The sequence below is a fragment of the Shinella oryzae genome (assembly GCF_023038235.1).
Taxonomy (GTDB): domain Bacteria; phylum Pseudomonadota; class Alphaproteobacteria; order Rhizobiales; family Rhizobiaceae; genus Shinella; species Shinella sumterensis.
This window is the reverse complement of record NZ_CP081987.1, coordinates 1,321,738-1,348,655: the sequence shown is the minus strand read 5'-3', so window position 1 is coordinate 1,348,655 and position 26,918 is coordinate 1,321,738. Positions and strand designations below refer to the sequence as shown.

Genomic DNA, 26,918 nt, shown 5'->3' with positions numbered 1-26,918 from the left:
TGTTCCGACAAAACATCCGCGCTCAGAATGCCTTTGCCGCATCGAGAATGCGAAACTGTATGCGCCTGTTGCCCTGCCAGCTGTCGGCCGAAAGCGTGCCGGCGAAATGCACCGCCTGACCGCGCTCCTTCATCAGGAAGAGGCCGAGATCGGTTTCGGCCGCGCGAAACGCCATGGCGTCGAGACGGCCACCGTCCGGCCCTTCCAGGCTGACGCGCAGGTGGTTGGCACCCACCGGCCGCACATCGCGCACACGGTGCGCCGGCAGGGCGAAGACCGGCTGCGGATGGCCGGAACCATAGGGGCCCGCCTGCTCCAGCTGGTCGGCAAGCGCAAGCGTCGCACCACTGGCGCTGAGCGCCCCGTCGATCTTCAACGTTTCCACCGCCACGAGGTCGCGCACGACACGCTCGGCGCGCTCCTCGAAGAAGCTGCGCAACCGACCGAGGTTGGCGCGTTCCACCGTGAGGCCGGCCGCCATGGCATGGCCGCCCCCCTTGACGAGAATGCCTTCGTCCACCGCGGCACGCACCATGCGGCCAAGATCGAACCCGCTGATCGAGCGGCCCGAGCCGGTGCCTTTGCCGGACGGGTCGAAGGCGATGGCAAAGGCCGGCCGCCGGAAGCGATCCTTGAGACGGGAGGCCAGCAGGCCGACGACGCCGGGATGCCAGCCCTCGCGGGCGGTGATGATCACGGACGCGTTCTCGCCTGTGCCGTATTCCGCCTGCGCCTCGGCTTCCGCCTCCGCCAGCATGGCCGCTTCCATCGCCTGCCGCTCGCGGTTGAGCTCGTCCAGTTGGAGGGCGATGCGCTCGGCCTCTCCGGGCTCTTCCATGGTGAGAAGCCGGCTGCCGAGCGCCGCGTCGCCGATACGCCCGCCGGCATTGATGCGCGGCCCGACGAGGAAGCCGAGATGATAGGGCGTCACGGGGCCGCCGATGCCTGCCTGCTTGAGCAACGCCGTCAATCCCGCATTGCCGAGATGACGGGCGGCGACGAGGCCTTTTACGACATAGGCGCGGTTCAGGCCCTTGAGCGGCACGACATCGCACACCGTCGACAGCGCGACGATATCGAGCATGGACAGGAGATCGATCGTGCCGGCGCGGGCATCGCCACGCGTGCGCAGGAGCCGTTGCAGGGCCACGAGCACGAGGAACACGACGCCGGCGGCCGACAGATGCCCCTGCCCCGACAGATCGTCCTCACGGTTCGGATTGACCACGGCCAGCGCGGGCGGCACCTCCACGCCGACCTGGTGGTGATCGATTACCACGACATCGACGCCGCGTTCGCGCGCTACGGCAAGCGATTCGTGGCTGGTGGAGCCGCAATCGACCGTGACGATCAGTTGCGCACCGCGCTCGATCAACTGGCCGATCGCCGCCGGATTGGGCCCATAGCCTTCGAAGATCCGGTCGGGAATGTAGATTTCGGCCTCGACGCCGAAATGTGCGAGGAAACGATAGAGCAGCGCGGATGACGATGCGCCGTCGACATCGTAATCGCCGAAGATCGCCACGCGCTCGCGGTTGGCGATAGCGCGCGCCAGCCGCTCGGTGGCCGCTTCGCAGTCCATCAGGCTGTAGGGTTCCGGCATCAGCCGGCGCAATGTCGGATCCAGAAATTCGAGCGCGTTTTCGAACGGTACGCCCCGCCCGGCAAGCACCCGGGAAATCAGGTCGGGCAGGCCGTGGGTCTGGCTCATCGCAAGCGCGCGGTTCTCTCCCGCCTGATCGAGCCGCGCCATCCAGCGCTGCCCGGTCGCGGAGCGCTCGACGCCGAGAAAGGCGCGGGGGACGGGATCGGCGTTTTCCAACATGCTCATCGCGACTCCGGTCGTTTTACCCCTGCATCCGAAGGCCGCCCCTTATCCTGCCCGCCGGCCGCCCTCCACGCGCGAGCGCGAAGAGGTCAAAACGAAGGGCCGATCCGCGCCGCGATACCGTCAGCGCGAATCATGCCGTCTTGGGGCGCTCGATGCGAATCACCTGCGGCTCGCCGACCAGGTATCCCTCGGCCTTGATGGACGCCACCGCCTTGCGGACGGAATCCTCCATCGTCGCATGGGTCACGAGGATGATGGTCTTCGGATCCGTCGATTCGGCCGTGGACTGGGCACGCTGTACGATGGATTCGAGCGAGATGCCGTTTTCGGCCATATGCTTGGCAATGCTGGCGAAGACGCCGGTGCGGTCCTCGACCGAGAGGCGGATGAAGTAGCCGCCGTGGTGTTTGCGGATTTGCGCGCGCTTGTAAGGCGCAAGTGCCGCAGCCGGACGGCCGAGCGCGGGAACGGTCTGCGCGCCGGGACGGCTCTTTGCGATGTCGGCGATATCGCCGAGCACCGCGGAGGCCGTGGCGTTGCCGCCGGCACCCGGACCGACCATCAGCAACTCGCCGAGGATGTCCGATTCGATCGCAACCGCGTTCGTCACGCCGTCCACCTGCGCGATCACGCTGTCGAGCGGCACCATGGTGGGATGCACGCGCTGCTCGACGCCCGTATCGGTCCTCTGCGCAACGCCCAGAAGCTTGATGCGATAGCCGAGATTGGCCGCCGCGCGGATGTCGTCGATGGAGATGTTGGTGATGCCCTCGAGATAGATATCGTCCGCCGCGATCTTCGTGCCGAAGGCGAGCGTCGTCAGGATCGACAGCTTGTGAGCGGTGTCGTTGCCCTCGATGTCGAAGGCCGGATCGGCCTCGGCATAGCCAAGGCGCTGGGCTTCCTTGAGGCATGCCTCGAAGGACAGCCCCTCCTTCTCCATCTTGGTGAGGATGTAGTTGCAGGTGCCGTTCATGATGCCGTAGACGCGCGAGATCGTGTTGCCCGTCAGCGATTCCCTGAGTGCCTTGATGACCGGAATGCCGCCTGCGACCGCTGCCTCATAGTTGAGAATGCAGCCGTTTTTCTCGGCGATGGCGGCAAGCTCGACGCCATGGGCGGCGAGCAACGCCTTGTTGGCGGTGACGACGTGCACACCGCGCGACAGCGCCGCCTTTACCGCTGCGAGTGCCGGATCGCCGGCCCCGCCCATCAGCTCGACGAAGACGTCGATCGTCGCATCGCGCGCCATGGCGGCCGGATCATCGAACCATTCGGCGGCGGACAGGTCGATGCCACGGTCGCGGCCCTTGGTGCGGGCCGTCACTGCAACGATCTCGATTGGCCGGCCGCACGTCGTGGTGAGCATGTCCCTGCGTTCGACGAGAATCTTCACGAGCGAGGCACCAACGGTCCCCAAGCCCGCAATGCCGATCTTCAGGGCATCAGCCATGGTCATGTCCTAACGTTTTGGAAGAGACCCTCCGCAGGCCGCGGAGGGTGGATTTCAGCGATGGGCGTTGAGCGAGATGACGTTGTGCATCGTCTCGTCGGCCGTCGACAGGAACTTCTTGATGTTGCGCGCCGCCTGGCGGATGCGGTGTTCGTTCTCGACGAGCGCGAGTCGCACATAATCGTCACCCATCTCGCCGAAGCCGACGCCCGGGGCGACCGCGACATCCGCCTTTTCGACGAGCAGCTTGGAGAATTCCAGCGAGCCGAGATGGCGGAACTTTTCCGGGATCTTCGCCCAGGCGAACATGGTGGCCGCCGGCGGCGGAACCTCGAAGCCGGCCTTGCCGAACGTGTCGACCATCACATCGCGACGACGCTTGTAGACGTTGCGCACTTCGGCGATGTCGGAGCCGTCGCCGTTCAGCGCATGCGTGGCCGCGACCTGGATCGGCGTGAAGGCGCCGTAATCGAGGTAGGACTTCACGCGCGTCAGCGCGGCGATCAGCCGCTCGTTGCCGACGGCAAAGCCCATGCGCCAGCCGGGCATGGAGAAGGTCTTGGACATGGAGGTGAACTCCACCGTCACGTCCATGGCACCGGGCACTTCCAGAACGGACGGCGGCGGCGCGTTGTCGTCGAAGTAGATTTCGGAATAGGCGAGGTCGGACAGCACGATGATGTCGTGTTTGCGCGCAAACGCGATGACATCCTTGTAGAAATCGAGCGTAGCCACATGCGCCGTCGGGTTCGACGGGTAGTTGATGATCAGCGCCAGCGGCTTCGGGATCGAGTGGCGCACGGCGCGCTCGAGCGGCGGGAAGAAGCTTTCGTCGGGCTCCACGGACATGGAGCGGATGACGCCGCCCGCCATCAGGAAACCGAAGGCGTGGATCGGATAGGTCGGGTTTGGGCAGAGAATCACGTCGCCGGGTGCGGTGATCGCCTGCGCCATATTGGCGAAGCCTTCCTTGGAGCCGAGCGTGGCGACGACCTGGGTCTCCGGGTTCAGCTTCACGCCGAAGCGGCGCGCGTAATAGGCGGCCTGCGCACGGCGAAGGCCCGGAATGCCCTTGGAGGACGAGTAGCGATGCGTGCGCGGGTCCTGGACGACTTCGCAGAGCTTGTCGACGATCGCCTTGGGGGTCGGCAGGTCGGGGTTGCCCATGCCAAGGTCGATGATGTCGGCGCCACCCGCTCGCGCGCTTGCCTTCAAACGGTTGACCTGTTCGAAAACATATGGCGGCAGACGCCGGACCTTGTGAAACTCTTCCATTTTCAACCCCGTTGGGCGCGGCGCCCTGTCCCGGCTTGGCCGGAGCAAACCCCGCGCGATTCGATCAACCGGCGCTACTGCACCGTCTGCGCGTCACAATCGGCGCGCAGACGGTGCAGTAGCATTTCAATTGCCGCATAATTTTGTCCTTGGATCGTGCCCGGTTCAAGGAATCATGCAGCGGCGAAAACGTTCGAAATGAACACGCTTCGCCCGCGCCGGCGGCCCCCAGGCCGCCTTTCGCTTTGCTGCCAAACGGAAAGAAACGCAAGCGTTAATTCGTGCCTTCGATCTCCGAAAGCGTTGCCTTGCCGTGGTTGTCGCGCAGCGCCTGCAATTCGGCGAGCTGGCGACGGTATTCCGCATCGGAAATCTGGCCGGCGCTGCGCCGTTTCGCGAGCGCCGCAAGGCTCTCGCCGTTGGCGGCCGCCTGCTCGTCGCTCATCTGCTGCGTCTCCGCGCTGACGATGGCGGTGATGTCCGGATAGACGTCCGCGCGGTTGGCACCGGCATTGACCGAGGGATCCCGCGGCGTCGAGCTGCAGGAACCGAAAGCCACCGGCAGGGCGGCCATGAGAAGGACGACGCTCAAGCGCCTGAATTCGAACGCCATATGGCTGTATGCTCCTGTCGAAACGACGGGTTCCGGATCGTGCCGCGAAAGGCTGTCTGGCCCTTGTAATCTGTTTCGCAGAGAATGTAAAAATGCAAACGAGACAATAAAATCGGGAGGAAAGCATGGCGCAGGACAGCAAAGCGGGTGAACGCGATGCCGCCGGCGAAAAGCCCGGTTTCCAGCCCTTCGATCCCGCAACGATCGAGCCCTATGTCGTGAAGGACCCCGAGGCGCTGACGGTCAATCTCGCCCGGATGGTCGAGCAGCTGGGAAAAGCCGCCTCCGCCTGGCTCGCCCCGCGCGAAAGCGGTGCGAAGGTCGATACCGTCTCCGAACCGATGGTCGACATGGTCAAGACCCTCTCGAAGGTTTCCGAATACTGGATGGCCGATCCGCGCCGCACGCTGGAGGCCCAGACCATGCTGCTGGGCAGCTATTTCAATATCTGGGCGCGCACGCTCGGCCGGATGGGCGGCGAGGATGCGGCCCCGGCAACTGATCCCCACGCCAAGGACAAGCGTTTTACGGACGAGGACTGGGTGAAGAACCCCTTCTTCGATTTCCTGCGGCAGGCCTATCTCGTGACGTCGGACTGGGCGGAGAAACTCGTGACCGATGCCCAGGGCCTGGACGAGCACACGCGCCACAAGGCGGCCTTCTATGTGAAGCAGATCGCAAGCGCCGTTTCGCCCTCCAACTTCGTTACCACCAATCCGGAGCTCTATCGCGAAACGGTCGCTGCGAACGGCGCGAACCTCGTGCGCGGCATGCAGATGCTGGCGGAGGACATCGCGGCCGGCCGCGGCGACCTGAAACTGCGCCAGACCGATACCAGCAAGTTCGCGATCGGCGAGAACATGGCGCTCACACCGGGCAAGGTCCTGGCACAAAGCGATGTCTGTCAGGTCATCCAATACGACGCATCGACGGAGGAGGTTCTGAAACGCCCTCTCCTCATCTGCCCGCCGTGGATCAACAAATTCTACATTCTCGACCTTAACCCCGCGAAATCCTTCATCAAATGGGCAGTCGACCAGGGCCATACGGTTTTCGTCATCTCGTGGGTGAACCCGGACGAGCGGCATGCCGGCAAGGATTGGGAAGCCTATGCCCGCGAGGGCATAGAATTCGCGCTCGACACGATCAAGCAGGCGACCGGCGAGGACGAGGTCAACGCGATCGGTTACTGCGTGGGCGGCACGCTGCTGGCGGCGACGCTGGCGCTGCATGCCAAGGAGGGCGACAAGCGCATCCGCAGCGCGACCTTGTTCACGACGCAGGTCGACTTCACCTATGCCGGCGACCTCAAGGTTTTCGCGGATGAGGAGCAGATCGACCTCATCGAGCGCGGCATGCAGGCCACGGGCTACCTCGACGGCTCCAAGATGGCGACGGCATTCAACATGCTGCGCGCCTCCGAACTGATCTGGCCCTATGTCGTGAACAACTATCTGAAGGGCCAGGATCCCATGCCCTTCGACCTCCTCTACTGGAATTCAGATTCCACGCGAATGCCTGCCGCCAACCATTCGTTTTATCTTCGTAATTGTTATCTCAACAATACGCTGAGCAAGGGCGAGATGGTGCTCGCAGGCAAGACGCTTTCCCTGAAGGATGTGAAAATCCCGATCTACAATCTCGCGACCAAGGAAGACCATATCGCGCCGGCCAAGTCGGTTTTCGTCGGCAGCCAGCTGTTTGGTGGCAAGGTCACCTATGTCATGGCCGGCTCCGGCCATATCGCCGGCGTCGTCAACCCGCCCGACAAGAACAAGTACCAGTACTGGACAGGCGGCCCGGCAAAGGGCGAATTCGAGGCGTGGATCGGCAAGGCGAAGGAAACCCCGGGGTCGTGGTGGCCGCACTGGCATGCCTGGATCAAGGCCGAGGACGACCGGATGGTTCCGGCCCGCAAGACCGGCGGCAGCATGAACTCCATCGAGGAAGCCCCCGGCTCCTATGTGCGCGTGCGCGCCTGATGAACTGATCCAGCGATGATCTTCGATCCGCCGCTTATCCCCGGCACCCTCGTGCAGCGCTACAAGCGCTTCCTGTTCGATGCGATCCTCGACGACGGGTCGGCGATTACCGGCTCCTGCCCGAACACCGGCTCGATGCGCGGCCTCACCGCACCGGGATCGCGCATCTGGATGTCGACGAGCGACAGTCCCACGCGAAAGCATCGTTACCGTTTGGAGCTTGTGGAGGCGGATGAAACCGTCGTGGGTATCAATACCGGCCTGCCGAACCGTCTGGCGGAAGAGGCTATCCGTGCCAGCCTCGTTTCCGATCTCGCGACCTATCCGCTGCTCGAACGCGAAAAGAAGTACGGCCGCAATTCGCGCGTCGATATCCTCCTGTCCGGCGATGCGCGGCCGTCCACCTATGTGGAGGTCAAGAATGTGCATTTTCGCCGCACCGCGGGCCTTGCCGAGTTCCCCGATACGGTGACGGCGCGGGGCGCAAAGCATCTCGAAGAGCTTGGCGACATGGTTGAAGCGGGCTTTCGCGCGATCATGCTCTATCTCGTTCAGCGCGAGGATTGCGACCTCTTCCGCATCTGCGCCGACCTCGATCCGTTCTATGCGGCCGGGTTCCGGCGGGCGCTCTCCCGCGGCGTGGAGGCCTATGCGGTCAAATGTGCCGTTACGTCGTCGCAAATCCGGCCTGTCGCATCGATCGCCATGGACGAACCCGGTGCCGCTGTTTTATGACGGTCGCTGGAGAATGAAGAAAGCTGGACCATGGTGACTTATATTGAAGCGTCGGCGGCGCCGTTGAAGAACACGGGCGTCATCCGCCTTTACGATGCGGAGGCCTTCGAGGGCATGCGCAAGGCCTGTCAACTGACGGCCCGCTGCCTGGATGAACTCTATCCGCTCGTGAAGCCCGGTGTCGCGACCGACGTGATCGACCGCTTCGTCTTCGAGTTCGGCATGGACAATGGCGCCCTGCCCGCCACGCTCAACTATCGCGGCTATACGAAATCGACCTGCACCTCGATCAACCATGTCGTCTGCCATGGCATCCCCAACGACAAGCCGCTGCGCGAGGGCGACGTCGTCAACATCGACGTCACCTACATTCTCGATGGCTGGCATGGCGATTCCAGCCGCATGTATCCCGTCGGCGAGATCAAGCGTGCCGCCGAGCGGCTGCTCGAAGTCACCCATGAATGCTTGATGCGCGGCATTGCCGCCGTCAGGCCCGGTGCGCGCACCGGCGCCATCGGCGAAGCCATCCAGGCCTATGCCGAGGCCGAGCGCTGCTCGGTGGTGCGAGATTTCTGCGGGCACGGCGTCGGCCGGCTGTTTCACGATGCGCCGAACATCCTCCATTACGGACGGGCGAACGAAGGTCCGGAACTTCGCGAGGGCATGATCTTCACCATCGAGCCGATGATCAACCTCGGCCGCCCGCATGTGAAGGTGCTTTCCGATGGTTGGACGGCCGTGACGCGTGATCGCTCGCTGTCGGCCCAGTACGAGCACACGGTCGGCGTCACCGCCGACGGATGTGAAATCTTCACGCTGTCGCCCGGCGGCCTCGACCGCCCCGGTTTGCCTACTTAAGGATCGCCATGAAGGGATCGCGCGGCCGTATCGACCAGCCCTCGTCCGCCGCCAAGGCGGACAACGCGCCGTCTGCCGGCGATCTTTTCCATGAAACCGACGAACGCGGATATTTTTCGGAGCGGCCGGCGCGGACCGCAGCTCCCATTGCCACGAGCGTACCCGAAGAGAAGCATTACCACGGGCACCGTGACCGCCTGCGTCTTCGTTTTCGTGAAAGCGGCGATACGGCGCTCGCCGACTATGAAATCCTCGAACTCCTCCTCTTTCGCCTCATTCCCCGCCGCGACACCAAGCCGGTCGCCAAAGCGCTGCTCAGCAAATTCGGCACGCTCGCCGGGGTCTTCGGTGCGACACCAGCCCTGCTCCAGGAAGTCAGCGGCATCGGAGAGACCGTCGCGCTCGATATCAAGCTGATCGCCGCCGTCGCCCAGCGCACGCTGAAGAGCGAGATCCGCGACAAGACGGTGCTCGCCTCCTGGTCCTCGGTCATCCAGTACTGTCATGCCGCCATGGCCCACGAGCCGCGCGAGCAGTTTCGCATCCTCTTTCTGGACAAGCGCAACACGCTGATCGCCGACGAGGTGCAGGGCCGCGGCACGGTGGATCACACGCCCGTCTATCCGCGCGAGGTGGTGCGCCGTGCGCTCGAGCTCTCCGCCACCGCCATCATCCTGGTCCACAATCATCCGTCGGGAGACCCTACCCCGTCGCGGGCAGACATCGACATGACGAAGACGATCGTGGAAACCGCCCGGCCGCTCGGCATCACGGTGCATGACCATATCATCATCGGCAAGGACGGACATGTCAGTCTCAAGGGTTTGAGACTTATGTGAATTCCGAAATCGGACGATCGATCTTTCATCCGATTGAAACGGTTTGCTGCCACATTCGGTTGACGAAATTGGACGGGCGAAGACAATTGCTGCGATGCAATATGATTCTTCCCGCACAGGACTGGGGCTATCTTACATGCAGGAATATGATCTCGTCGTCGTGGGCAGCGGCCCGGCCGGCCGCCGCGGCGCCATCCAGGCAGCCAAGCTCGGGCGCAAGGTTCTCGTCATCGAGCAGGGCAAACGCGTCGGCGGCGTGTCCGTCCACACCGGCACCATCCCCTCCAAGACCCTGCGCGAGACCGCGCTGAACCTCTCCGGCTGGCGCGAGCGCGGCTTTTACGGCCGGGCCTACCGCGTGAAGCAGGAGATCAGCGCGGACGACCTGCGCCGCCGTCTGCTCATCACGCTCGATCACGAGGTCGAGGTTCTGGAGCACCAGTTCGCCCGCAACCGCGTGCAGCACATTCGCGGCAAGGCGACGTTCCTGACACCAGATACGATGGAGATCGCCAAGGACGACGGCGAGACCATCCATGTCCAGGGCAAGAGCATCATGCTTGCCGTCGGCACGAAGCCCTATCGCCCGGAAAGCATCCCGTTCGACGGCGTGAGCGTGCTCGACAGCGACGAACTGCTCGACATCCAGGAACTGCCGCGCTCCATGGCCGTGATCGGCGCGGGCGTCATCGGCATCGAATACGCCACGATCTTTTCCGCGCTCGACACGCAGGTCACCGTCATCGACCCCAAGTCGACCATCCTCGATTTCATCGACAAGGAGATCATCGAGGAGTTCATCCACGACCTGCGCGACCGCAACATGAAGCTGATCCTCGGCCAGAAGGCCGACAAGGTGGAGAAGCTGCCCAACGGCAAGTGCGAGATCACGCTGGACAACGGCCGCCGTGTCACCTGCGACATGGTTCTCTATGCGGCGGGCCGCGTGGGCGCGACGGATAGTCTGAATCTCGCCGCCGCCGGCCTTACCGCCGATTCGCGCGGCCGCCTCAGCGTCAACCCGGAAACCTTCCAGACCGACGTGCCGCACATCTACGCCGCCGGCGACGTGGTCGGCTTTCCCGCACTTGCCTCGACGTCCATGGAACAGGGCCGCATCGCCGCGCGCGTTGCCGTCGGCGCCATTGCCAAGGAGCCGCCGAAATACTTCCCCTACGGCATCTATGCCGTGCCGGAAATCTCCACCTGCGGGCTGACCGAGGAAGAGGTGAAGGAACGCGGCATTCCCTATGAATGCGGCATGGCGCGCTTCCGCGAGACCTCGCGCGGGCATATCATGGGCCTGAATTCCGGCCTGTTAAAGATGATCTTCTCGCTGAAGACCCGCCGCCTGCTCGGCGTGCACATCGTCGGCGAAGGCGCGACCGAGTTGGTCCATATCGGCCAGGCCGTGCTGAACCTGAAGGGCACCGTGGAATATTTCGTCGAAAACACCTTCAACTACCCCACGCTCGCCGAAGCCTACAAGATCGCCGGTCTGGACGCCTGGAACCGCATGGGAGACCTCTCGCAGGCAGGCTGATGCATGCATGTCGAAAAGCCCGGCAAGCCACCTCGCAATTGCCCGGAGAGGCGACGAAGATTGGGTGTGGGCGAGGTTGTCAGCCCTCGTATTCGCGGCTATATCAACGCTTGCAAATTGTGTCTGAATGGCAACCGCACGGGCATCAAGGCGCGTGGAATCGTCTTCGGAAACGAACTCTTGTTCGACTTCGAAATGGTCTCCTTGCCCTGCCCGCGGTGAGCATTTCGGCGCAGTCTGTCGCTCCGGTCTCCCAATCAAACCGGATTATGCATTTCCTCATGCTCGCCGGCGGATCGTTGCGCCGCGATGCGCGAATTCTGGAGCCATGTCGATGACCGCCAAGATCTATCGTCCCGCCAAGACCGCGATGCAGTCGGGCAAGGCCAAGACCCATCTATGGGTTCTGGAGTTCGATGCGGAAAAGCCGCGGACGATCGATCCGATCATGGGCTATACCAGCTCGGGCGACATGTACCAGCAGGTCAAGCTGACCTTCGAGACCAGAGAAGCGGCGATCGCCTATGCCGAGCGCAACGGCATCGAATATCGCCTGATCGAGCCGAAGGAAGCGACCCGCAAGCGCGTCGCCTATCCCGACAATTTCCGCTTCAACCGCATGCAGCCCTGGACCCACTGAGGTCCCGACGGCCCCTTAGCTCAGCTGGATAGAGCATCTGCCTTCTAAGCAGAATGTCGCAGGTTCGAGCCCTGCAGGGGTCGCCATTCAGATCAACATAACTCAGCTTTACGGATTTCGTCCGCAAAGACGCCCCGCACGGCAGAGGCCGTGACGGGCTTCGCTTATGGCTGGATGACGCAGCGCCTAGCTGCACGAAGATACTCATCAATGGACAAATTGGAACTTCTCCGACGGCTGCGTATTTCCCGCACAGGGAGAACACACATGGATTACAGAACCTTCGACCCCAACACATCCGTGCCGGACGCGATCGTCGTCAAGCTTTACACGTCCGGCGACAAGATCAGGGGCTATGTCCGCAAGATCGCCGATCCCGCAGAAAACGACACGATTTTTCCCGGCGAGGAAATGGAGCCGGCCAAGGCATTCCAGCTGGCCGCATCCCACAGCGAGGGCGAAGCGCCGATCTATGTGGAGCTCGTGGAGGGCGTGGAATGGGATCCTTCTTGGGGTGAAATCCTGCGGTAGCGCGGAACCCGGTCAGGCCGACTCGTTCCATGTCTGGAACATTCGCGAGTCTGCGTCGTTCGGGCTGAATGAAAGACACCGAACGCAAAGCCAAGGCCGGAATGTACCGGTTTGTCGTCATCCTCTTCGGGATCGCCCTGCTTCTGGCCGGCTTCTACATCGTGTTCTGGACGCCAGGCGCCACGGAGCGACCACCGTTACCGAATGCGATCAATCAATCTGAATGAGGACGACATGGATAAAGATGAGACCCCTGTTGGCCTCGCGCCATCAGCGGATTCCCCGAGAGAGAAAAGGCGCAAGCTCCAGATCGGCCGGGGCGCCATCATGGTGATCTGCGGCGTCGGCATTGCAGCATTCGTGCTCTACACCTTCACGGTGCTCTACGGCATTTTCACCGCAGCAAACTGACTTCCATCTGCGGACATGGTGCCGGGATATTTCTTGCCTGACGCCACACCGCAGGCAGCCACCGCACGCGCCTCCCGTTGACGCGCCGGGCAAAGCTGCTACAAAGCCGCATCGCTTGGACGGGGCACGCTCCGATGCAAGGATGGGTGGCCGAGCGGTTTAAGGCACCGGTCTTGAAAACCGGCGTAGGTGAGAGCCTACCGTGGGTTCGAATCCCACCCCATCCGCCATTTGTCGAAGACATCGCTGTCGGCAAGCCCACGTTTCGCTGCTCGACGGGACGGTTTCTTGGCCACCCCTTGTTTTGGCCACAATGGCCTCTTATATCTCCGTTAACGGTATTGCTGATGAGCGCTGGAACGCTTCTGCCGCTCGTAATGCCGCCATCGCCTGGTGCTTTTGACCACGGATGTACTGGCACTGGCGAAACAGGCGATGATGAGGAAGGTCGGTGCGATTTCGCCCCGGCCTTTTTTATTGCCTGTATTTTGCCCAAGTAAAATATGTGAATGGCTTCGGATGCCTTGCCGCTTCCTGTGTTCGGCGGCCCGCGCGCCCACACTCCGCCATGATCTTCGCCATGAGATGCATCGCGACCGGGAACCAATGCGCCGGGCTCGCCATTATCGTGCCAGACAGAAGGAGTGCACAAATGAACAAGAAGCTTGGAACGGTTCTCGCCTTGACGCTCGCACAGGTCGTCGCCACCAGCGCCGGTGCAGCCGACATGGTTGGCCGTGACAACGCGCCAGTCTATGTCGACCGTGGCGCGCGTGACGGTGTGAAGATCGGCATGCTGACCTGCGATGTCGGCGGTGGTGTCGGTTACGTCATCGGCTCGGCCAAGAGCGTCGATTGTGTTTTCAAAGCCAGCAACGGCGAGGAGGACGTTTATTCCGGCGTGATCCGCAAGATGGGCGTCGACCTCGGCTTCACCACGCAGGGTCGCATCGTCTGGGCCGTCTTCGCGCCGACCGCCGGCTACCATCAGGGTTCGCTCGGTGGCCTGTATCAGGGTGCAACGGCCGAAGCGACCGTCGGCGTGGGTGTCGGCACCAATATCCTGGTCGGCGGCACGTCGGGTTCGATTCAGCTGCAGACGATCAGCGTCAGCGGTCAGCTTGGTCTGAACCTCGCCGCGACCGGCACGTCCGTCACCTTGCAGCCGCAGGGCTGATAAACCTTACGATTGAAACGGGCAATGCCGGTTGCCCGTTTCTTCCTTTGCACCATCTGCTAGGATGATGCCGAGAGGTTCTTCATGAAACGCTTTGCCCTTCCCCTCCTCTCTATCCTGGCTCTGGCCGGTTGCACGACCGGCGGCATGACGCTGGAACCGATTCCGGGGAGCATCACCTATCACGCACAGCCACGCACCAAGTTGACGAAAGCCCCCGTTGGCAGCACGTTCGAACATCAGTTTATCGACCGTCGCGGGCGCGAGGTGTACGAGACCTATCGCATCGAGCCGGACCGGTCGCTGTCGATCGTCCGACGTTATGTGCGCGTCGAGGTGTTCTGATGGACGGACAACGGGAGAATGCCATGCTGGAAAGCTCGGATATCGAACTCGAGGACGAGCGCCTGAAGCAGCTCGATATTCTCGCGGCAGAACGCAACCTGACGGCGCCCGAATTGATGGCGCATTACGAATCGGGCTCGTTCGGCTTCCATGAGGCTGTCCACACCACGTCGATCGTGCTCGACCTCGTCGACGAACAGTTGCTGCACCATCCCGCCATCGCCGGAAATCCGGAATGGTTCCGGATGGCGGCGCGAGCAAGCGAGGCATTGTTCAATCTCTACCAGTCGATGGGCGCCGCACAGCTTGCAAGCCGCAGCACGGACGAAGGCAAGCGGCCGGAAGAGCTCAACGCCAGCAACGACGACTGATCAAATTCCGCAAAAACGTTAAGCGGCCGGCGCTTCTGGCGACGACGCCGGCGCCCCCGTGTCCGTTCAATCATGTCACATCGCGCAGGGCCTGAACGACCCGCTCGCGCCCCAGGCGAATGACATTCTCCATGGCGCTTCGCGCGCCCTCCTCGTCCCGCTTGTGGATTTCCTCGACAATACGGATGTGATTGGCGGCGACATCGTTGATCTTGCTGCGATCCTCAGCGGGCGAGCTGAGCGTGAAGGCGCCGACGAGGCCGGCCTCGATGAGGCTGCCCAGCGTGCGCAGGAACGGATTGCCCGACGCTTCCAGAACGGACAGATGAAATTTCAGGTCCGCCATGGCCATCGAGCCGGCCGTGTGTTCCGGGTCGCCCATCGCGACGGCAAGCCGCATCATCTGGCTGATATCGGCCTCGGAGGCGTTGCGCGCCGCAAGGGCCGCCGCATGGGGCTCGAAACCGAGGCGCACCTCGGAGAGGTGAGTCAGGAACTCCTCGTTGATACCCACGGCGAAATGCCAGGTGAGGATATCGCCGTCGAAGAGGTTCCACTGGGTATTCGGCGTCACGCGGGTCCCAATTCGGGCGCGTGGAACGACAAGTCCCTTCGCCGCCAGCGTCTTCATCGCTTCACGCAAGACGGTTCGCGAAACCTTGAAGCGCGCCGCTAGGTCCACGTCGCCCGGCAGGGTGCTGCCAACGGGGTACTCGCCGGCGATAATCGCCCGCCCGAGTTCGTTGACGACCTGCGCATGGCTGGTGCGCGTATTCGCCCCCGATATGGCGGCTTCCAGCAAACCCTTTTGCAAATGTCCCCTCCTGCGCCCCGCACGCGTCGTCGGCTGCGAAACATCCCGCTGGTATAGAACGCGGCGGCGATTTCGCAAAGCCCGATCGCGCCCCGCCCGCGCCAACAAAAAACCCGGCGAGACGCCGGGTTTTCTGAAATGGATATGCGGTGCCGAGCCTTACTGACTCTTGGCAGCCTTCTGGGCGTCTTCCAGCTTCTTGCGGGCTTCCTCGGCCTTCTTCTGCATTTCCTCCTGCAGCAGGCGCTGACGCTCTTCGAGCTGGGACTGTTCGATCGGCTCGCCGTCGAATACGCCCGTGAAGCCTTCAAGCGAGATCTTGATCGGGTTCGGGGCGCGCTGGAAGTTGACCGAGGTCAGGACAAGCTCGCCGCCCTTCTTGAGGCTGGCCAGAACCTGATCCGTAAGCGGCACTTCGGCGACGCACTTGTCGGGCATGCAGATGGCGTAGTCGAGCTTCTGGGCCTTGCCGCCGTCGACCTGCATCTGAACGCCGACGGGGATCAGGCGTGCGCTCGGAACCGAGACCTGCATGATCTTGCGGTTGGCCTTGCCGGTAACGGTGATGAGGCCGATCGCCGTGATGAGCTGGCCGCTGTTGGCGGTCAGCAGGTTCTGCACGATGCAGACGTCATTGTCTTCCTGCTTGGTGCAGACCTTGAACCAGCCCTTCGGCGGAGCGGCCTGCTGCTGGGCCTGCGACGCGGACGGAGCGGCAGCCATCGCAACGGACGCGGCGAAGGCAGAAAAGACGGTCCGCTTGATGAGATTCGATGTGAAGATCATACGATTTCGGTCTCCTGAAAATCCGGTGCCGGAGCGACTGCGCTCCTCCCGCAAGCCCCTCTCGGGCATTCGGTCAGCCGTGCGCTCTCCTGTCGGCGAAATGAGGCATTTGCATGACCCGCTTCGGTGAACCCTGTTACATCGCGTCGCGCCGGATATCCAGTCTTTCCTTGCGAAAATCCCGTAAACCCGCCATTTCGCGCTGTCGCCATGCTGCTGCCGCGTGCGCAGGCAGTATAATAGGGAGAATCATCCTGACATCACGGGAGTCCTGCGTGCGCCTCATCCTCATTGCCCTTGCCGCCTGCACGATCGGCCTTTCCGCAACGCTCGTCGAGGCCGCGCCCGTGCATGCGATCGCAATGCATGGCGAACCTGCCCTGCCGGCGGATTACACGCACTTTCCTTACATCAATCCTGCCGTCAAGAAGGGCGGGCGCATTGCCTATGGCGTCGTCGGGACCTTCGACAATCTCAATCCTTTCATCCTGAAAAGCATGCGCACGACCGCGCGCGGCATGTGGGATCCGGAATTCGGCAACCTCGTCTATGAGCCGCTCATGCAGCGCTCCCGCGACGAGGCTTTCACCATGTATGGCCTGCTTGCCGAAACCGTCGTGATGGACGACGACCGGACCTTCATCCAGTTCAACCTCAACCCCAGGGCACGCTGGGCGGACGGCGAGAAGGTGACCGCCGAAGACGTCATCTTCAGCTTCGAACTGCTGCGCGACAAGGGCCGCACACCCTTCAACCGCAGGCTCGACGGTGTGGCGAAAATGGAGAAGGTCGGCGAAAACAGCGTGCGCTTCACCTTCAACGACAAGGCCGACCGCGAGACGCCGCTGCTGATCGCCGGCTATTCGCCGATCCTGCCGAAACATGCCATCGACGTCGAGACCTTCGACCGCACGTCGCTGTCGTTCCCGCTCGGCTCCGGGCCCTATAAAGTGAAGGCGATCCGGCCTGGCGAAAGGATCGTCTACGAGCGCAATCCGGATTATTGGGCCCGGGATCTTCCCTCGAAGGTCGGCTTCGACAATTACGACGAGATTTCCGTCGAGTACTTCCTGCAGGACAATTCGCTATTCGAGGCCTTCAAGAAGGGCGAAATCGACCTCTACCAGGAGGGAAGCCCGACGAAATGGGTGCGAAACTACGATTTTCCCGCCATCGCCTCCGGTGACATCGTAAAAGATGCGGTCAGCCCCAAAACGCCATCGGGCATGTTCGGCTTCGTCTTCAACACCCGCCGGCCCGTCTTCCAGAACAGGGAACTGCGCAAGGCCCTGACGCTGGTGTTCGATTTCGAATGGGTCAACCGCAGCCTTTTCGAGAATGCCTACAAGCGCACGCAGAGCTTCTGGCAGAACTCCGAGCTCAGCTCCATGGGCGTGCCGGCGGATGCCCGTGAACGGGCCGTGGCGGGCGCGGCGCTCGAGCGGATCGAACCGGATATCCTCGCCGGCACGCATCGCCTGCCCACCACGGATGGTTCGGGCCGGGACCGCAAGGTGCTGCGCCTGGCGATGGATTCGTTCATCAAGGCCGGCTACGCCATCAAGGGCGGCCAGATGGTCGACGCGAACGGCAAGCCGCTCGCCTTCGAAATCATGACGCAGAACGCCGATCAGGAAAAGCTCGCGCTCGCCTATCAGCGTTTTCTTGCGGCACTCGGGGTGAAGGTCGGCATCCGGACGGTGGATGATTCGCAGTACCAGAGCCGCAGCCAGACCTTCGACTACGACGTGATCATCAAGTCCTTCCCCTCCTCGCTTTCGCCCGGACGCGACCAGATCAGCTACTGGAGCTCGACGATGAGTGACTTTCCGGGAAGCTCGAACTTTGCCGGCGTTGCCGATCTGGATGTCGACCGTTTCATCGATGCGATGCTGAACGCGCGCTCCGCCGAGGATTTCCGTTCGGCCGTGCGCCTGCACGACAGGATGCTGCTTTCCGGCTACTATGTCGTGCCGCTCTACCATCTCGGCGAGCAGTGGGTGGCGCATTCCAAGCGTATCCAGCGCCCGGAAAAGACCCCGCTCTACGGCTTCCAGTTCCCCGCATGGTGGGACGCTCGCGCGCAATGAAGGGGTGATCCCAGAATTAGGGTTCCCTCACGGCAACCTGTTGAAAGAAGCGGCGCGTGAGCCTATCTCGGCGCATGACCGGATCGTTCCGGCGTCTCGAAAGGAAAACCGGATGGAAGCCATTACAATCGATGTCGTCTCGGATGTCGTCTGCCCGTGGTGCTATCTCGGCAAGAAGCGGCTCGACCAGGCAATCGAGAACGTCAGAGACGAACTCGGCGTTGCCGTGACCTTCCGCCCCTATCAGCTCAATCCCGACCTTCCGCCGGAAGGCACCGATCACAAGGCGCATCTTGCCGAGAAGCTCGGCGGCGCCGAGGCCGTCGAGCGGGCGCATGACACGCTGACGGAGCTTGGACGGCAGGACGGTATCGCCTTCGATTTCCCGGCGGTGAAGATCAGCCCCAACACGCTTGATGCGCACCGCCTTCTGCGCTGGGCGATGATCGAAGGGCCGCAGGTGCAGAACCGCGTGGCGATGGCCCTCTTCAAGGCCTATTTCGAGGAAGGCCGCGATGTCGGGGACCGCGCCGTGTTGCTCGATGTGGCCGAAGCCGCCGGCATGGACCGCGCGGTCGTGACGGCCTTGTTTTCCGCCGGTGCCGACGTCGATTCCGTCAAGGAGGAGATCGGCATGGCCCGCGACATGGGCGTCTCCGGCGTGCCCTGCTTCATCATCGACAACAAATACGCCGTAATGGGCGCGCAGTCCGTCGATGTGTTGACCAATGCCTTCCGCGAAATCGCGGCGATGAAGGCGCAGGAGCGTATCGGCAAGAACTGACGCGGCTTACGCCAGCGCGGCGACCACGGAGGGGCGGACTTTGATCCGCTCCCACCAGGCGACCAGGCTCGGGAATTCCGCCAGCATCGCCGCCCCTTCCGGCGCCTGTTGGAACAGGTCGAAGATCGGCGCAGCGTGGAAATCGGCAAGACAGGGCGTGTCGCCCGCCAGCCAGGGCAGGTCTCCGACGAGATCTGTTAGAGCGGTCAGGAAACGACGGGCTTTTTCCAGGCCGTCTACGATCCTTGCCTCGTCAGGGCGCTGGCCTTCGGGCGGCTCCACGCGCTGCACATAGACGTCCCAGACCATCGGGCGGTAGGCATAGTTGTCCAGCATGGCGATGATCTGGTTCATGCGCGCCCGTTCACGCGGTGCCTGCGGCTGAAGTGCGGGTCCGTCGAAGCTCTCGTCGATATAGCGGGTGATGGCGGTGGTCTCGTAGAGATCGAAACCGCCATGGGAAAAGGCGGGGATGCGGCCGAAGGGATGGCGGGCGATATAATCCGCCGGCAGGCCTTCCCGCGCGAAGACATCGACCGGCACGAGCTCATAGGAGACGCGCTTCTCGGCCAGCACGATGCGCACGATCCTGACATAGACGCTGTAGCCTGCGCCGTAGACGACGACGCTATTGTCGATATCGGACATCTGCCTTCCTCTCCCGTTTCATCCCGTTCGTCAGGCCGCACCCTGTTTTGCGAGGCCGGCCAGTTGCATCATGACCTGTGCGGCGCCCGTGAGGCGCCGTTCCGGCGTCGGATAATCGCGCGCCAGGAAGAGGCTCTGGTCCGGCCTGATCTTTGCGAGCGTGCCCTGCTTGGCGATATAGCCGACAAGTGCCGCCGGGTTGGGGAACTCCTTGTTGCGGAACTGGACGACGACGCCCTTGGGACCGGCATCCAGCTTTTCGACATTCGCCACACGGCACAGCGACTTGATGTAGACGATCTTCAAAAGGTGCTGGACCTCGATGGGCAGAGGACCGAAACGGTCGATCATTTCCGCACCGAAGGCATCGATATCGGCAAGCTCCGTGATCTCGCCGAGGCGACGATACAAGCCGAGGCGCAGATGCAGGTCCGGCACGTAATCGTCCGGGATCATGACGGGCGTGCCGACGGAGATCTGCGGTGACCAGCCGCTGTCGGCGACCTCTTCGTCGCCCTTGATCTCTGCGACCGCCTCTTCGAGCATCTGCTGGTACAGTTCGAAACCGACTTCCTTGATATGGCCGGACTGCTCCTCGCCGAGCAGGTTTCCGGCGCCACGGATATCGAGGTCGTGGCTGGCGAGCTGGAAGCCCGCCCCGAGCGTATCCAGCGATTGCAGCACCTTGAGGCGGCGTTCCGCCGTGCCCGTCAGCGTGCGGTTGACCGGCAGCGTGAGCAGAGCGAAAGCGCGCACCTTGGAGCGTCCGACGCGGCCGCGCAGCTGATAGAGCTGGGCAAGGCCGAACATGTCGGCGCGATGGATGATCATGGTGTTCGCCGTCGGCACGTCGAGGCCCGACTCGACGATGGTCGTCGAGAGCAGCACATCGTAGCGGCCTTCGTAGAAGGCGTTCATGATGTCTTCGAGCTCGGTGGCCGGCATCTGGCCGTGCGCAACGGCGACCTTCAGCTCCGGCACGTCCTGGCGGAGGAAATCATGGATTTCCGAAAGGTCGCTCAGGCGCGGGCAGACATAGAAGCTCTGGCCGCCGCGGTAATGCTCGCGCATCAGCGTCTCGCGGATCACGAGCGGGTCGAAGGGCGAGATGAAGGTGCGCACGGCCATGCGGTCGACCGGCGGCGTGGTGATGAGCGAAAGCTCGCGTACACCCGTCATGGCGAGCTGCAGGGTGCGCGGGATCGGCGTGGCGGAGAGCGTCAGCACATGCACGTCGCCCTTCAGCTCCTTCAGCCGTTCCTTGTGCTTCACGCCGAAATGCTGCTCCTCGTCGATGATCAGCAGGCCGAGATTGGCGAACTTGATCGACGAGCCGAGAAGCGCATGGGTGCCGACGACGATATCCGTCTTGCCCTCGGCCAGTTCCTTCTTCGTCAGCGCCAGTTCCTTGGAGCCGACCAGGCGGGAGGCTTGCTGGACGCGGATGGGCAGGCCGCGAAAGCGGTCGGAGAAGGTCTTGAAATGCTGGCGGGCGAGCAGCGTCGTCGGCACGACGACGGCGACCTGCACACCGTTCATGGCCGCGATGAAGGCCGCGCGCAGCGCCACCTCGGTCTTGCCGAAGCCGACGTCGCCGCAGACGAGGCGATCCATGGGACGGCCGGCGCCCAGATCGTCGCGAACGGCATCGATGGCGTTCGCCTGATCGTCGGTCTCGTCATAGGGGAAGCGTGCGGCGAACTCGTCATAGACACCTTCCGGCGTGCTCAGAACCGGCGCATGGCGCACGAGGCGCGCGGCGGCGATCTGGATGAGCCCGCCGGCCATGTCGAGCAGGCGCTTCTTGAGCTTGGCCTTGCGCGCCTGCCAGGCGACACCGCCAAGCTTGTCGAGCAGCGCATCGGTGCCCTCGCCGCCATAGCGCGACAGGAGATCGATGTTTTCGACGGGCAGGAAGAGTTTCGCGTCGTCGGCATAGACCAGTTCGAGACAGGCATGCGGCGCGCCGGCGGCCTCGATGGTGCGAAGACCCACGAACCGGCCGATGCCGTGCTCGGCATGCACGACGATCGAGCCTTCGTCGAGGCCGGCAACCTCGGTGAGGAAATCCGCGCCGCGCTTGCGCCGCTTGGCGCGCCGCACCATGCGGTCGCCCAGAATATCCTGCTCGCCGATAACGACGATGTCGCCCGCTTCGAAGCCGCTTTCGAGGCTCAGAACGGCCGACCCCGCCTCGCCCGGTTTCAGCTTGCGCAGATCGGAAAACTTTTCGACCGGAACGACATTGCCGAGGCCGTGTTCGGCAAGGACCTGCAACAGGCGGTCGAGCGAGCCTTCCGACCAGCCGGTGACCAGCACCTTGGCACCGGACGCGCGCCTGTCGGCGATGTGTTTGACAGCCTGGTCGAAGACGTTGACGCGACCGCCGTCGGCATCCTCGCTGCCGGCCGGCCTTGCCCAGCGCTGGCCGGGCCGGGCCTCGATGGTCACGACCTGACGCGCCTCGCCTTCATGCTCGTTGAAGGGCGACAGGCGAATGGCGGCGCGCTCGTTGAGTTCGCGGGCAAAGCGTTCGGCGTGGAGGTAGAGCTGGCCCGGCGGCACCGGCTTGTAGGGTGTCGCCTGCGCCACCTGCCCCTTGCCGGGCGTGGCGGAGGCAAGGCGCGCATCGTAGTAGTCGCGCACGAGGCGGGAACGCTCAACGGCAGCCTCACGTACGGTGTGGTCCGTGACGATACGGAAGCCGGCGAGATAGTCGAAGGTGGTTTCCAGCTCGCCGTAGAATAGCGGCAGCCAGTGCTCCATGCCGGCATAACGCCGGCCCTCGGAGACGGCCTGGTAGAGCGCATCATCGCGCGTGGCGGCACCGAAGGACGACAGATACTGCTTGCGGAAATGCGAAATCGTCTCCGGCGTCAGCGTCACTTCGCTCATGGGATTGAGGTCGAGCGAGCGGGCCTGCCCCGTCGTGCGCTGGCTCGCCGGATCGAAGGAGCGGATGCTTTCGAGCGTATCGCCGAAGAAATCGAGGCGCACAGGCTCCAGACTGCCGGGCACGAAAACGTCGAGGATGCCGCCGCGAACGGCGAATTCGCCCACCTCGCGCACGGTCGCGACACGGTCGAAACCGTTGCGCTCCAGCCGCGCGGCGATGTCGTCCATGCGGACCTGCTGACCGGGTTTGGCGGAGAAGGCGAGGCTTTCGATGATCGCGCGCGGCGCCGTCTTCTGCAACATGGCATTGACGGTGACGAGCACGATCGCCGCATGCGGCTTCTTCTGGTGGGCGATCAGCGCCGAAAGCGCCGAAAGGCGGCGGGCGGAGACATCCGCACTGGGCGAAACGCGGTCATAGGGCAGGCAGTCCCAGCCGGGCAACGTGAGAACCGGAATGTCCGGCGCCGCGAACCCCAGCATCTGCTCCAGATCGGAAATACGCTGGCCGTCCGATAGAACATAGGCGAGCGGTCCGGACTTGCGCGCCAGATCGGCCAGAATCAGCGGTTCGACGCCCGATGGCACCGCGCCGATGGTCAGCGGCCTGTCGGCGGCCGCGATGCGTTCGGGAGAAAAGCCGGGGATCATGCGCGGTCGTCTTTGAAGAGCGGGGAAAAATCGGGGCGGTAGGCGGCGATCCGCGGAAAGAGGCCGTCGCGGAAGGCGTCGGGCACGGGTCTTTCCCCCGTGACCCACTTGATGAGGTCGTTGTCCTCTTCGGCCATGATGCGCTCCAGCTCATCCAGCTCGGTCTCGGACAGCGTCGCGATCTCCGCGTCGGCGAAGGCGCCGAGCACCAGATCCATTTCGCGGATACCGCGATGCCAGCAGCGGAAGAGGATGCGCTTGCGGCGCGGGTCGATATCGGCACTCGAGCGCGTCGTTCCCGTCATGATCGTCCTCGCCTTTCTGACATCGCAAAGAATTTCGCGCTTCTATAGACCGGCAAAAGCCGCTTGTCAGCCTTGCCAAAGACACCATCTCCGGCGATTTTGGCGCCCCATGAGACCCGCCCTGCTCGATCCACTCTTCGCACCGCTCTCCACGCTTCCCGGCATCGGGCCGAAGCTGGGCGAACTCTTCGCGCGCCTGCTCGGGCAGGAAAGCATCGAGGACTGCCGGGTGGTCGACCTCGTCTTCCACTTCCCGCATTCCATCGTCGACCGGCGCAACCAGCCGGGCATCGCCAATGCGCAGCACGGCGTCATCGTCACGATCACCGGCCGCGTGGACCGCCACCAGCCGCCGCCACCGGGCAAATCCAACATGCCCTACCGCGTCTTCCTGCACGACGAGACCGGTGAATTGGCGCTCACCTTCTTCCGCGCCAAGGGGAACTGGCTGGAAAAATCGCTTCCCATCGATGAAACCGTCGTGGTCAGCGGCAAGGTCGACTGGTTCAACGGCCGCGCCTCCATGGTGCATCCGGACTATATGGCGCGGCTCAGCGAGGCCGACAGCGTGCCGTTGGTCGAGCCGGTGCACGGCCTCACCGCCGGTCTCACCTCCCGCGTGCTGCGCAAGGCGGTGGAGGCGGCGGTGGCGCGCGTGCCGCACCTGCCCGAATGGATCGATCCCGCGCTGGCGCAGCGACAGGATTTTCCCACGGCTTTCGATGCCATCCACCAGCTGCACGACCCGCGCGACGAAACCGACCTCGATCCGCAGGCGCCGGCCCGTCGCCGGCTTGCCTATGACGAATTCCTGGCCGGCCAGATTTCGCTCGCACTGGTGCGGCAGAAGTTGCGCAAGGTCGCGGGCCGGCCGGTCATCGCGACCGGCGCTCTCAGCCGCCCGGTCATCGACGCCCTGCCCTTCTCGCTGACCAACAGCCAGCAGGCGGCGATTGCTGAGGTGCTGAAGGACATGGCCGGCGAGCAGCGCATGCTGCGGCTCCTGCAGGGCGATGTCGGCGCCGGCAAGACGGCGGTGGCGCTGATGGCAATGCTAGCCGCCGTCGAATCCGGCGGCCAGGCCGTGCTGATGGCCCCGACCGAAATCCTGGCGCGGCAGCATTTTGCGACACTGTCCAAAATGGCGGCACCGGCGGGCCTCACCATAGACGTGCTGACGGGCCGCACCAAGGGCCGCGAGCGCGACGCCATCCTGGAGCGCATCGCCTCAGGCGAAACGCAGCTCGTTATCGGGACGCACGCCCTTTTCCAGGACAATGTCGCCTATAAGGACCTTGTCCTGGCCGTCGTGGACGAGCAGCATCGCTTCGGCGTGCACCAGCGCCTGCGCCTGACCGCCAAGGGCATCTCGCCGCATATGCTGGTCATGACGGCCACGCCGATCCCCAGAACCCTCGTCCTGGCGGCGTTCGGCGACATGGACGTGTCGAAGCTGACGGAAAAACCGGCCGGGCGAAAACCGATCCAGACCGTCGTCGTTGCGCAGGAGCGTGTCGGCGAAATCGTGGAGCGGCTTCGGGCCGCTCTTGCCGAAGGCAAGAAGGCCTACTGGATCTGCCCGCTCGTCGAGGAATCGGAAGAAAGCGACCTCATGTCCGTCGAGGAGCGGCATGCGACGCTCGCCAGCGTCTTCGGAGACGCGGCAGGCCTCGTGCATGGACGCATGAGCGGGCCGGAAAAAGACGCCGCCATGCTCGCCTTCAAGAGCGGCGAGACACGTCTACTGGTGGCGACGACCGTCGTGGAAGTCGGCGTCGACGTGCCCGATGCCTCCATCATGGTCATCGAGCACGCCGAACGCTTCGGCCTCGCCCAGCTCCATCAGTTGCGCGGGCGCGTGGGCCGCGGCGAGGAAGCCTCGAGCTGCATCCTGCTCTACAAGGGCCCGCTCAGCGAGAATGGCCGGGCGCGGCTTTCCATCCTGCGCGAAACGGAAGACGGTTTCCGCATCGCCGAGGAGGACCTGAAGCTGCGCGGCGAAGGCGAATTGCTGGGAACACGGCAGTCCGGCACGCCGGGCTTCATCGTCGCGAGCCTGGAAGCCCACGGCGACCTCCTGGAGATCGCCCGAAAGGACGCCGCCTATATCCTGGAGCGCGATCCGGAGCTGACAAGCGAGCGGGGCGAAGCGATCCGCACCCTGCTCTATCTCTACCGGCGCGACGAGGCGATCCGCTTCCTCAGGGCCGGCTGACCACAAAATCGTGATTTCGCCGATAAAGCGCGTAAGGGCATACTTCTCCCGCACAAGCGAAAAAGGAGAAATGCCATGAAGACAGTTCTCGCAGTCGCAGCAGTACTCGGGCTCTCTGCATCCGCCGCCTTTGCGGATTGCGCCGGGCATAACAAGACCACCGCCGCGGCGGATGTCGACACGACGATCACCACCGCCAGCGTCACCACGGAAAAGCAATCCCGGCTTCCGGTGGATGCCGATACGATCCGCGTCGAAGATCGTACGGACGCGACCACGGAATAGGCTTTTCGTAGGTCAGATCGTGTCCGGCTGGCGTCGTCCGGCCGGCGCGATCGTCACCTTGATGCCCACCGTTTATACCGCTGACCATCGCTGACGTCGGTTGGTGCCTGCCTCAGCCTTTCTTGCGATCCTTCGACTTCGTCTTGCTTTCCGGCTTCACGGCCGGAAGCAATGCGCCTTCCGGCGGCGTGACAAGGCCGACGGAGATGACGAGCTTCGCGGCGTCCTCCGCGCTCATGTCGAGCGGCACGATCTTCTCCCGTGGAATGTAAACCAGCCAGCCGGCCGTCGGGAACGGGGTCGGCGGCAGGAAGCAGGCCACCATGTCCTTGCCCATCGAGCGGAACTTGGTGGCGATCTCGCCGCGCGCATCCGTGGCCACGAAGACGATCGACCAGAGGCCTGCGCTCGGATATTCGATCATCGCCGCCTTGTTGAAGGAGGTGCCCTTATCCTTCAGGACCGTCTCGAAGATCTGCTTGAGGCTTTTGTGGACCGTGCGCACCAGCGGCGTGCGGTTGAACAGCCCGTCGCCGAACTCGACGATGGAGCGGCCGATGAGGTTCTTGCCGAGGAAGCCGATCAGCGTGATCAGCACCAGCGCGATCAGGAGACCGAAGCCGGGAATGGCGAACTGAAGGTAGCTCTCGGGATTGTAGCGCGCGGGAATATAGGGTTTGACCCAACTATCCGCCCAGTGAATGAATGTCCACGTCAGCCATATGGTGATGGCGATCGGCGCGCAGATGACCAGGCCGGTCAGGAAATTGTTGCGCAGCCGCGTGGGCAGCGACGGTCTCGGGAGGGGTTCGGTCATCGAATATCCAGCATGTGGCGAGCG

Annotated in this window: 26 protein-coding genes and 2 tRNA genes; 18 read left to right on the top strand and 10 right to left on the bottom strand. The window is 63.4% G+C overall.

Annotated features, from left to right (window positions below; translation table 11 throughout):
* Window positions 1-22 precede the first annotated feature (22 nt).
* The 4 genes from recJ to K6301_RS06725 form a co-directional block, all read right to left on the bottom strand.
* Entirely contained in the window at window positions 23-1,825 is a 1,803-nt protein-coding gene (recJ, locus tag K6301_RS06740) for a single-stranded-DNA-specific exonuclease RecJ (protein ID WP_425475387.1), read from the bottom strand.
* A gap of 136 nt (window positions 1,826-1,961) precedes the next feature.
* Window positions 1,962-3,284, bottom strand: a complete 1,323-nt coding sequence (locus tag K6301_RS06735) for a homoserine dehydrogenase (protein ID WP_247220073.1) — start codon at window positions 3,282-3,284, stop codon at window positions 1,962-1,964.
* 54 nt (window positions 3,285-3,338) lie between these two features.
* Window positions 3,339-4,559, bottom strand: a complete 1,221-nt coding sequence (locus K6301_RS06730; RefSeq protein WP_160872285.1) for an LL-diaminopimelate aminotransferase — start codon at window positions 4,557-4,559, stop codon at window positions 3,339-3,341.
* Window positions 4,560-4,833: 274 nt separating this feature from the next.
* Complete coding sequence (locus tag K6301_RS06725) at window positions 4,834-5,172, bottom strand: hypothetical protein (protein ID WP_247220072.1); 339 nt, start codon at window positions 5,170-5,172, stop codon at window positions 4,834-4,836.
* 125 nt (window positions 5,173-5,297) lie between these two features.
* Here K6301_RS06725 and K6301_RS06720 point away from each other — a divergent pair, with 125 nt between their 5' ends.
* The 14 genes from K6301_RS06720 to K6301_RS06655 all read left to right on the top strand — a co-directional run bounded on the left by K6301_RS06720 (window position 5,298) and on the right by K6301_RS06655 (window position 14,604).
* A complete protein-coding gene (locus K6301_RS06720; RefSeq protein WP_247220070.1) occupies window positions 5,298-7,154 on the top strand; it encodes a PHA/PHB synthase family protein in 1,857 nt (618 codons plus the stop codon).
* A 15-nt stretch (window positions 7,155-7,169) separates the two neighbouring features.
* Window positions 7,170-7,889 carry a DNA/RNA nuclease SfsA gene (sfsA, locus tag K6301_RS06715; protein WP_247220068.1) on the top strand — a complete coding sequence of 240 codons (720 nt, stop codon included), beginning with the start codon at window positions 7,170-7,172 and terminating at the stop codon, window positions 7,887-7,889.
* A 30-nt stretch (window positions 7,890-7,919) separates the two neighbouring features.
* The gene (map, locus tag K6301_RS06710; protein ID WP_247220065.1) at window positions 7,920-8,747 is read left to right on the top strand and encodes a type I methionyl aminopeptidase; all 828 of its coding nucleotides are present in this window, start codon (window positions 7,920-7,922) and stop codon (window positions 8,745-8,747) included.
* An 8-nt stretch (window positions 8,748-8,755) separates the two neighbouring features.
* A complete protein-coding gene (gene radC, locus K6301_RS06705; protein ID WP_247220063.1) occupies window positions 8,756-9,586 on the top strand; it encodes a RadC family protein in 831 nt (276 codons plus the stop codon).
* 136 nt (window positions 9,587-9,722) lie between these two features.
* A complete protein-coding gene (gene sthA / locus K6301_RS06700; RefSeq protein ID WP_160872288.1) occupies window positions 9,723-11,129 on the top strand; it encodes a Si-specific NAD(P)(+) transhydrogenase in 1,407 nt (468 codons plus the stop codon).
* Between the two features lie 334 nt (window positions 11,130-11,463).
* Window positions 11,464-11,769 (top strand): ETC complex I subunit, encoded by a 306-nt coding sequence (locus K6301_RS06695; protein WP_247220062.1) that lies wholly within the window; start codon window positions 11,464-11,466, stop codon window positions 11,767-11,769.
* Window positions 11,770-11,778: 9 nt separating this feature from the next.
* Window positions 11,779-11,855, top strand: a tRNA-Arg gene (locus K6301_RS06690).
* 181 nt (window positions 11,856-12,036) lie between these two features.
* Window positions 12,037-12,300: a hypothetical protein gene (locus K6301_RS06685; protein ID WP_247220061.1), complete on the top strand. Its 264-nt coding sequence runs from the start codon at window positions 12,037-12,039 to the stop codon at window positions 12,298-12,300.
* Between the two features lie 68 nt (window positions 12,301-12,368).
* On the top strand, window positions 12,369-12,527 hold the full coding sequence (locus K6301_RS06680; RefSeq protein ID WP_247220060.1) for a hypothetical protein: 159 nt from the start codon (window positions 12,369-12,371) through the stop codon (window positions 12,525-12,527).
* Between the two features lie 7 nt (window positions 12,528-12,534).
* Window positions 12,535-12,711 (top strand): hypothetical protein, encoded by a 177-nt coding sequence (locus K6301_RS06675; RefSeq protein WP_247220059.1) that lies wholly within the window; start codon window positions 12,535-12,537, stop codon window positions 12,709-12,711.
* 140 nt (window positions 12,712-12,851) lie between these two features.
* Window positions 12,852-12,941 (top strand) — tRNA-Ser (locus K6301_RS06670).
* 422 nt (window positions 12,942-13,363) lie between these two features.
* Window positions 13,364-13,888: a DUF992 domain-containing protein gene (locus K6301_RS06665; protein WP_247220057.1), complete on the top strand. Its 525-nt coding sequence runs from the start codon at window positions 13,364-13,366 to the stop codon at window positions 13,886-13,888.
* An 84-nt stretch (window positions 13,889-13,972) separates the two neighbouring features.
* On the top strand, window positions 13,973-14,233 hold the full coding sequence (locus K6301_RS06660) for a hypothetical protein (protein ID WP_247220055.1): 261 nt from the start codon (window positions 13,973-13,975) through the stop codon (window positions 14,231-14,233).
* A 23-nt stretch (window positions 14,234-14,256) separates the two neighbouring features.
* Window positions 14,257-14,604 carry a hypothetical protein gene (locus K6301_RS06655; RefSeq protein WP_247220053.1) on the top strand — a complete coding sequence of 116 codons (348 nt, stop codon included), beginning with the start codon at window positions 14,257-14,259 and terminating at the stop codon, window positions 14,602-14,604.
* 70 nt (window positions 14,605-14,674) lie between these two features.
* Here K6301_RS06655 and K6301_RS06650 read toward each other — a convergent pair whose 3' ends face one another.
* Both K6301_RS06650 and K6301_RS06645 read right to left on the bottom strand, forming a co-directional pair.
* Entirely contained in the window at window positions 14,675-15,418 is a 744-nt protein-coding gene (locus K6301_RS06650; RefSeq protein WP_247220050.1) for a FadR/GntR family transcriptional regulator, read from the bottom strand.
* Between the two features lie 159 nt (window positions 15,419-15,577).
* Window positions 15,578-16,204: an invasion associated locus B family protein gene (locus K6301_RS06645; RefSeq protein WP_247220048.1), complete on the bottom strand. Its 627-nt coding sequence runs from the start codon at window positions 16,202-16,204 to the stop codon at window positions 15,578-15,580.
* A gap of 284 nt (window positions 16,205-16,488) precedes the next feature.
* Between K6301_RS06645 and K6301_RS06640 the strand changes: the two genes are divergently transcribed.
* Together K6301_RS06640 and K6301_RS06635 are read left to right on the top strand one after the other, a co-directional pair.
* Window positions 16,489-18,294 carry an extracellular solute-binding protein gene (locus tag K6301_RS06640; protein WP_247220523.1) on the top strand — a complete coding sequence of 602 codons (1,806 nt, stop codon included), beginning with the start codon at window positions 16,489-16,491 and terminating at the stop codon, window positions 18,292-18,294.
* A gap of 112 nt (window positions 18,295-18,406) precedes the next feature.
* Window positions 18,407-19,078: a DsbA family oxidoreductase gene (locus K6301_RS06635; RefSeq protein ID WP_247220046.1), complete on the top strand. Its 672-nt coding sequence runs from the start codon at window positions 18,407-18,409 to the stop codon at window positions 19,076-19,078.
* Between the two features lie 6 nt (window positions 19,079-19,084).
* Here K6301_RS06635 and K6301_RS06630 read toward each other — a convergent pair whose 3' ends face one another.
* From K6301_RS06630 to K6301_RS06620, 3 genes are read right to left on the bottom strand one after another with little or no spacing between them, the layout of a single operon-like run.
* On the bottom strand, window positions 19,085-19,726 hold the full coding sequence (locus tag K6301_RS06630; protein WP_247220044.1) for a glutathione S-transferase family protein: 642 nt from the start codon (window positions 19,724-19,726) through the stop codon (window positions 19,085-19,087).
* 30 nt (window positions 19,727-19,756) lie between these two features.
* Entirely contained in the window at window positions 19,757-23,272 is a 3,516-nt protein-coding gene (gene mfd, locus K6301_RS06625) for a transcription-repair coupling factor (RefSeq protein WP_247220042.1), read from the bottom strand.
* On the bottom strand, window positions 23,269-23,577 hold the full coding sequence (locus K6301_RS06620) for an FAD assembly factor SdhE (protein ID WP_247220040.1): 309 nt from the start codon (window positions 23,575-23,577) through the stop codon (window positions 23,269-23,271). The genes mfd and K6301_RS06620 overlap by 4 nt, the downstream gene beginning before the upstream one ends.
* A gap of 109 nt (window positions 23,578-23,686) precedes the next feature.
* Here K6301_RS06620 and recG point away from each other — a divergent pair, with 109 nt between their 5' ends.
* Complete coding sequence (gene recG, locus K6301_RS06615) at window positions 23,687-25,792, top strand: ATP-dependent DNA helicase RecG (RefSeq protein WP_247220038.1); 2,106 nt, start codon at window positions 23,687-23,689, stop codon at window positions 25,790-25,792.
* Window positions 25,793-25,867: 75 nt separating this feature from the next.
* Window positions 25,868-26,077: a hypothetical protein gene (locus tag K6301_RS06610; RefSeq protein WP_247220036.1), complete on the top strand. Its 210-nt coding sequence runs from the start codon at window positions 25,868-25,870 to the stop codon at window positions 26,075-26,077.
* Window positions 26,078-26,189: 112 nt separating this feature from the next.
* On the opposite strand, the gene K6301_RS06605 is transcribed toward K6301_RS06610, so the two are convergent.
* Entirely contained in the window at window positions 26,190-26,894 is a 705-nt protein-coding gene (locus K6301_RS06605; protein ID WP_160872294.1) for a DUF502 domain-containing protein, read from the bottom strand.
* Between the last annotated feature and the right edge of the window lie 24 nt (window positions 26,895-26,918).

Excerpts from the sequence above, each read along its gene's own strand:
- K6301_RS06660 (WP_247220055.1), top strand. The coding sequence starts at position 13,973 with ATGAAACGCTTTGCCCTTCCCCTCCTCTCTATCCTGGCTCTGGCCGGT.
- K6301_RS06675 (WP_247220059.1), top strand. The coding sequence starts at position 12,535 with ATGGATAAAGATGAGACCCCTGTTGGCCTCGCGCCATCAGCGGATTCC.
- K6301_RS06605 (WP_160872294.1), bottom strand. The coding sequence starts at position 26,894 with ATGACCGAACCCCTCCCGAGACCGTCGCTGCCCACGCGGCTGCGCAAC.
- K6301_RS06730 (WP_160872285.1), bottom strand. The coding sequence starts at position 4,559 with ATGGAAGAGTTTCACAAGGTCCGGCGTCTGCCGCCATATGTTTTCGAA.
- sthA (WP_160872288.1), top strand. The coding sequence starts at position 9,723 with ATGCAGGAATATGATCTCGTCGTCGTGGGCAGCGGCCCGGCCGGCCGC.
- recG (WP_247220038.1), top strand. The coding sequence starts at position 23,687 with ATGAGACCCGCCCTGCTCGATCCACTCTTCGCACCGCTCTCCACGCTT.
- K6301_RS06635 (WP_247220046.1), top strand. The coding sequence starts at position 18,407 with ATGGAAGCCATTACAATCGATGTCGTCTCGGATGTCGTCTGCCCGTGG.
- K6301_RS06680 (WP_247220060.1), top strand. The coding sequence starts at position 12,369 with ATGAAAGACACCGAACGCAAAGCCAAGGCCGGAATGTACCGGTTTGTC.
- K6301_RS06665 (WP_247220057.1), top strand. The coding sequence starts at position 13,364 with ATGAACAAGAAGCTTGGAACGGTTCTCGCCTTGACGCTCGCACAGGTC.
- K6301_RS06720 (WP_247220070.1), top strand. The coding sequence starts at position 5,298 with ATGGCGCAGGACAGCAAAGCGGGTGAACGCGATGCCGCCGGCGAAAAG.
- K6301_RS06610 (WP_247220036.1), top strand. The coding sequence starts at position 25,868 with ATGAAGACAGTTCTCGCAGTCGCAGCAGTACTCGGGCTCTCTGCATCC.
- map (WP_247220065.1), top strand. The coding sequence starts at position 7,920 with ATGGTGACTTATATTGAAGCGTCGGCGGCGCCGTTGAAGAACACGGGC.
- K6301_RS06685 (WP_247220061.1), top strand. The coding sequence starts at position 12,037 with ATGGATTACAGAACCTTCGACCCCAACACATCCGTGCCGGACGCGATC.
- K6301_RS06630 (WP_247220044.1), bottom strand. The coding sequence starts at position 19,726 with ATGTCCGATATCGACAATAGCGTCGTCGTCTACGGCGCAGGCTACAGC.
- K6301_RS06655 (WP_247220053.1), top strand. The coding sequence starts at position 14,257 with ATGCTGGAAAGCTCGGATATCGAACTCGAGGACGAGCGCCTGAAGCAG.
- sfsA (WP_247220068.1), top strand. The coding sequence starts at position 7,170 with ATGATCTTCGATCCGCCGCTTATCCCCGGCACCCTCGTGCAGCGCTAC.
- K6301_RS06725 (WP_247220072.1), bottom strand. The coding sequence starts at position 5,172 with ATGGCGTTCGAATTCAGGCGCTTGAGCGTCGTCCTTCTCATGGCCGCC.
- radC (WP_247220063.1), top strand. The coding sequence starts at position 8,756 with ATGAAGGGATCGCGCGGCCGTATCGACCAGCCCTCGTCCGCCGCCAAG.
- recJ (WP_425475387.1), bottom strand. The coding sequence starts at position 1,825 with ATGTTGGAAAACGCCGATCCCGTCCCCCGCGCCTTTCTCGGCGTCGAG.
- K6301_RS06645 (WP_247220048.1), bottom strand. The coding sequence starts at position 16,204 with ATGATCTTCACATCGAATCTCATCAAGCGGACCGTCTTTTCTGCCTTC.
- K6301_RS06695 (WP_247220062.1), top strand. The coding sequence starts at position 11,464 with ATGACCGCCAAGATCTATCGTCCCGCCAAGACCGCGATGCAGTCGGGC.
- K6301_RS06735 (WP_247220073.1), bottom strand. The coding sequence starts at position 3,284 with ATGGCTGATGCCCTGAAGATCGGCATTGCGGGCTTGGGGACCGTTGGT.
- mfd (WP_247220042.1), bottom strand. The coding sequence starts at position 23,272 with ATGATCCCCGGCTTTTCTCCCGAACGCATCGCGGCCGCCGACAGGCCG.
- K6301_RS06620 (WP_247220040.1), bottom strand. The coding sequence starts at position 23,577 with ATGACGGGAACGACGCGCTCGAGTGCCGATATCGACCCGCGCCGCAAG.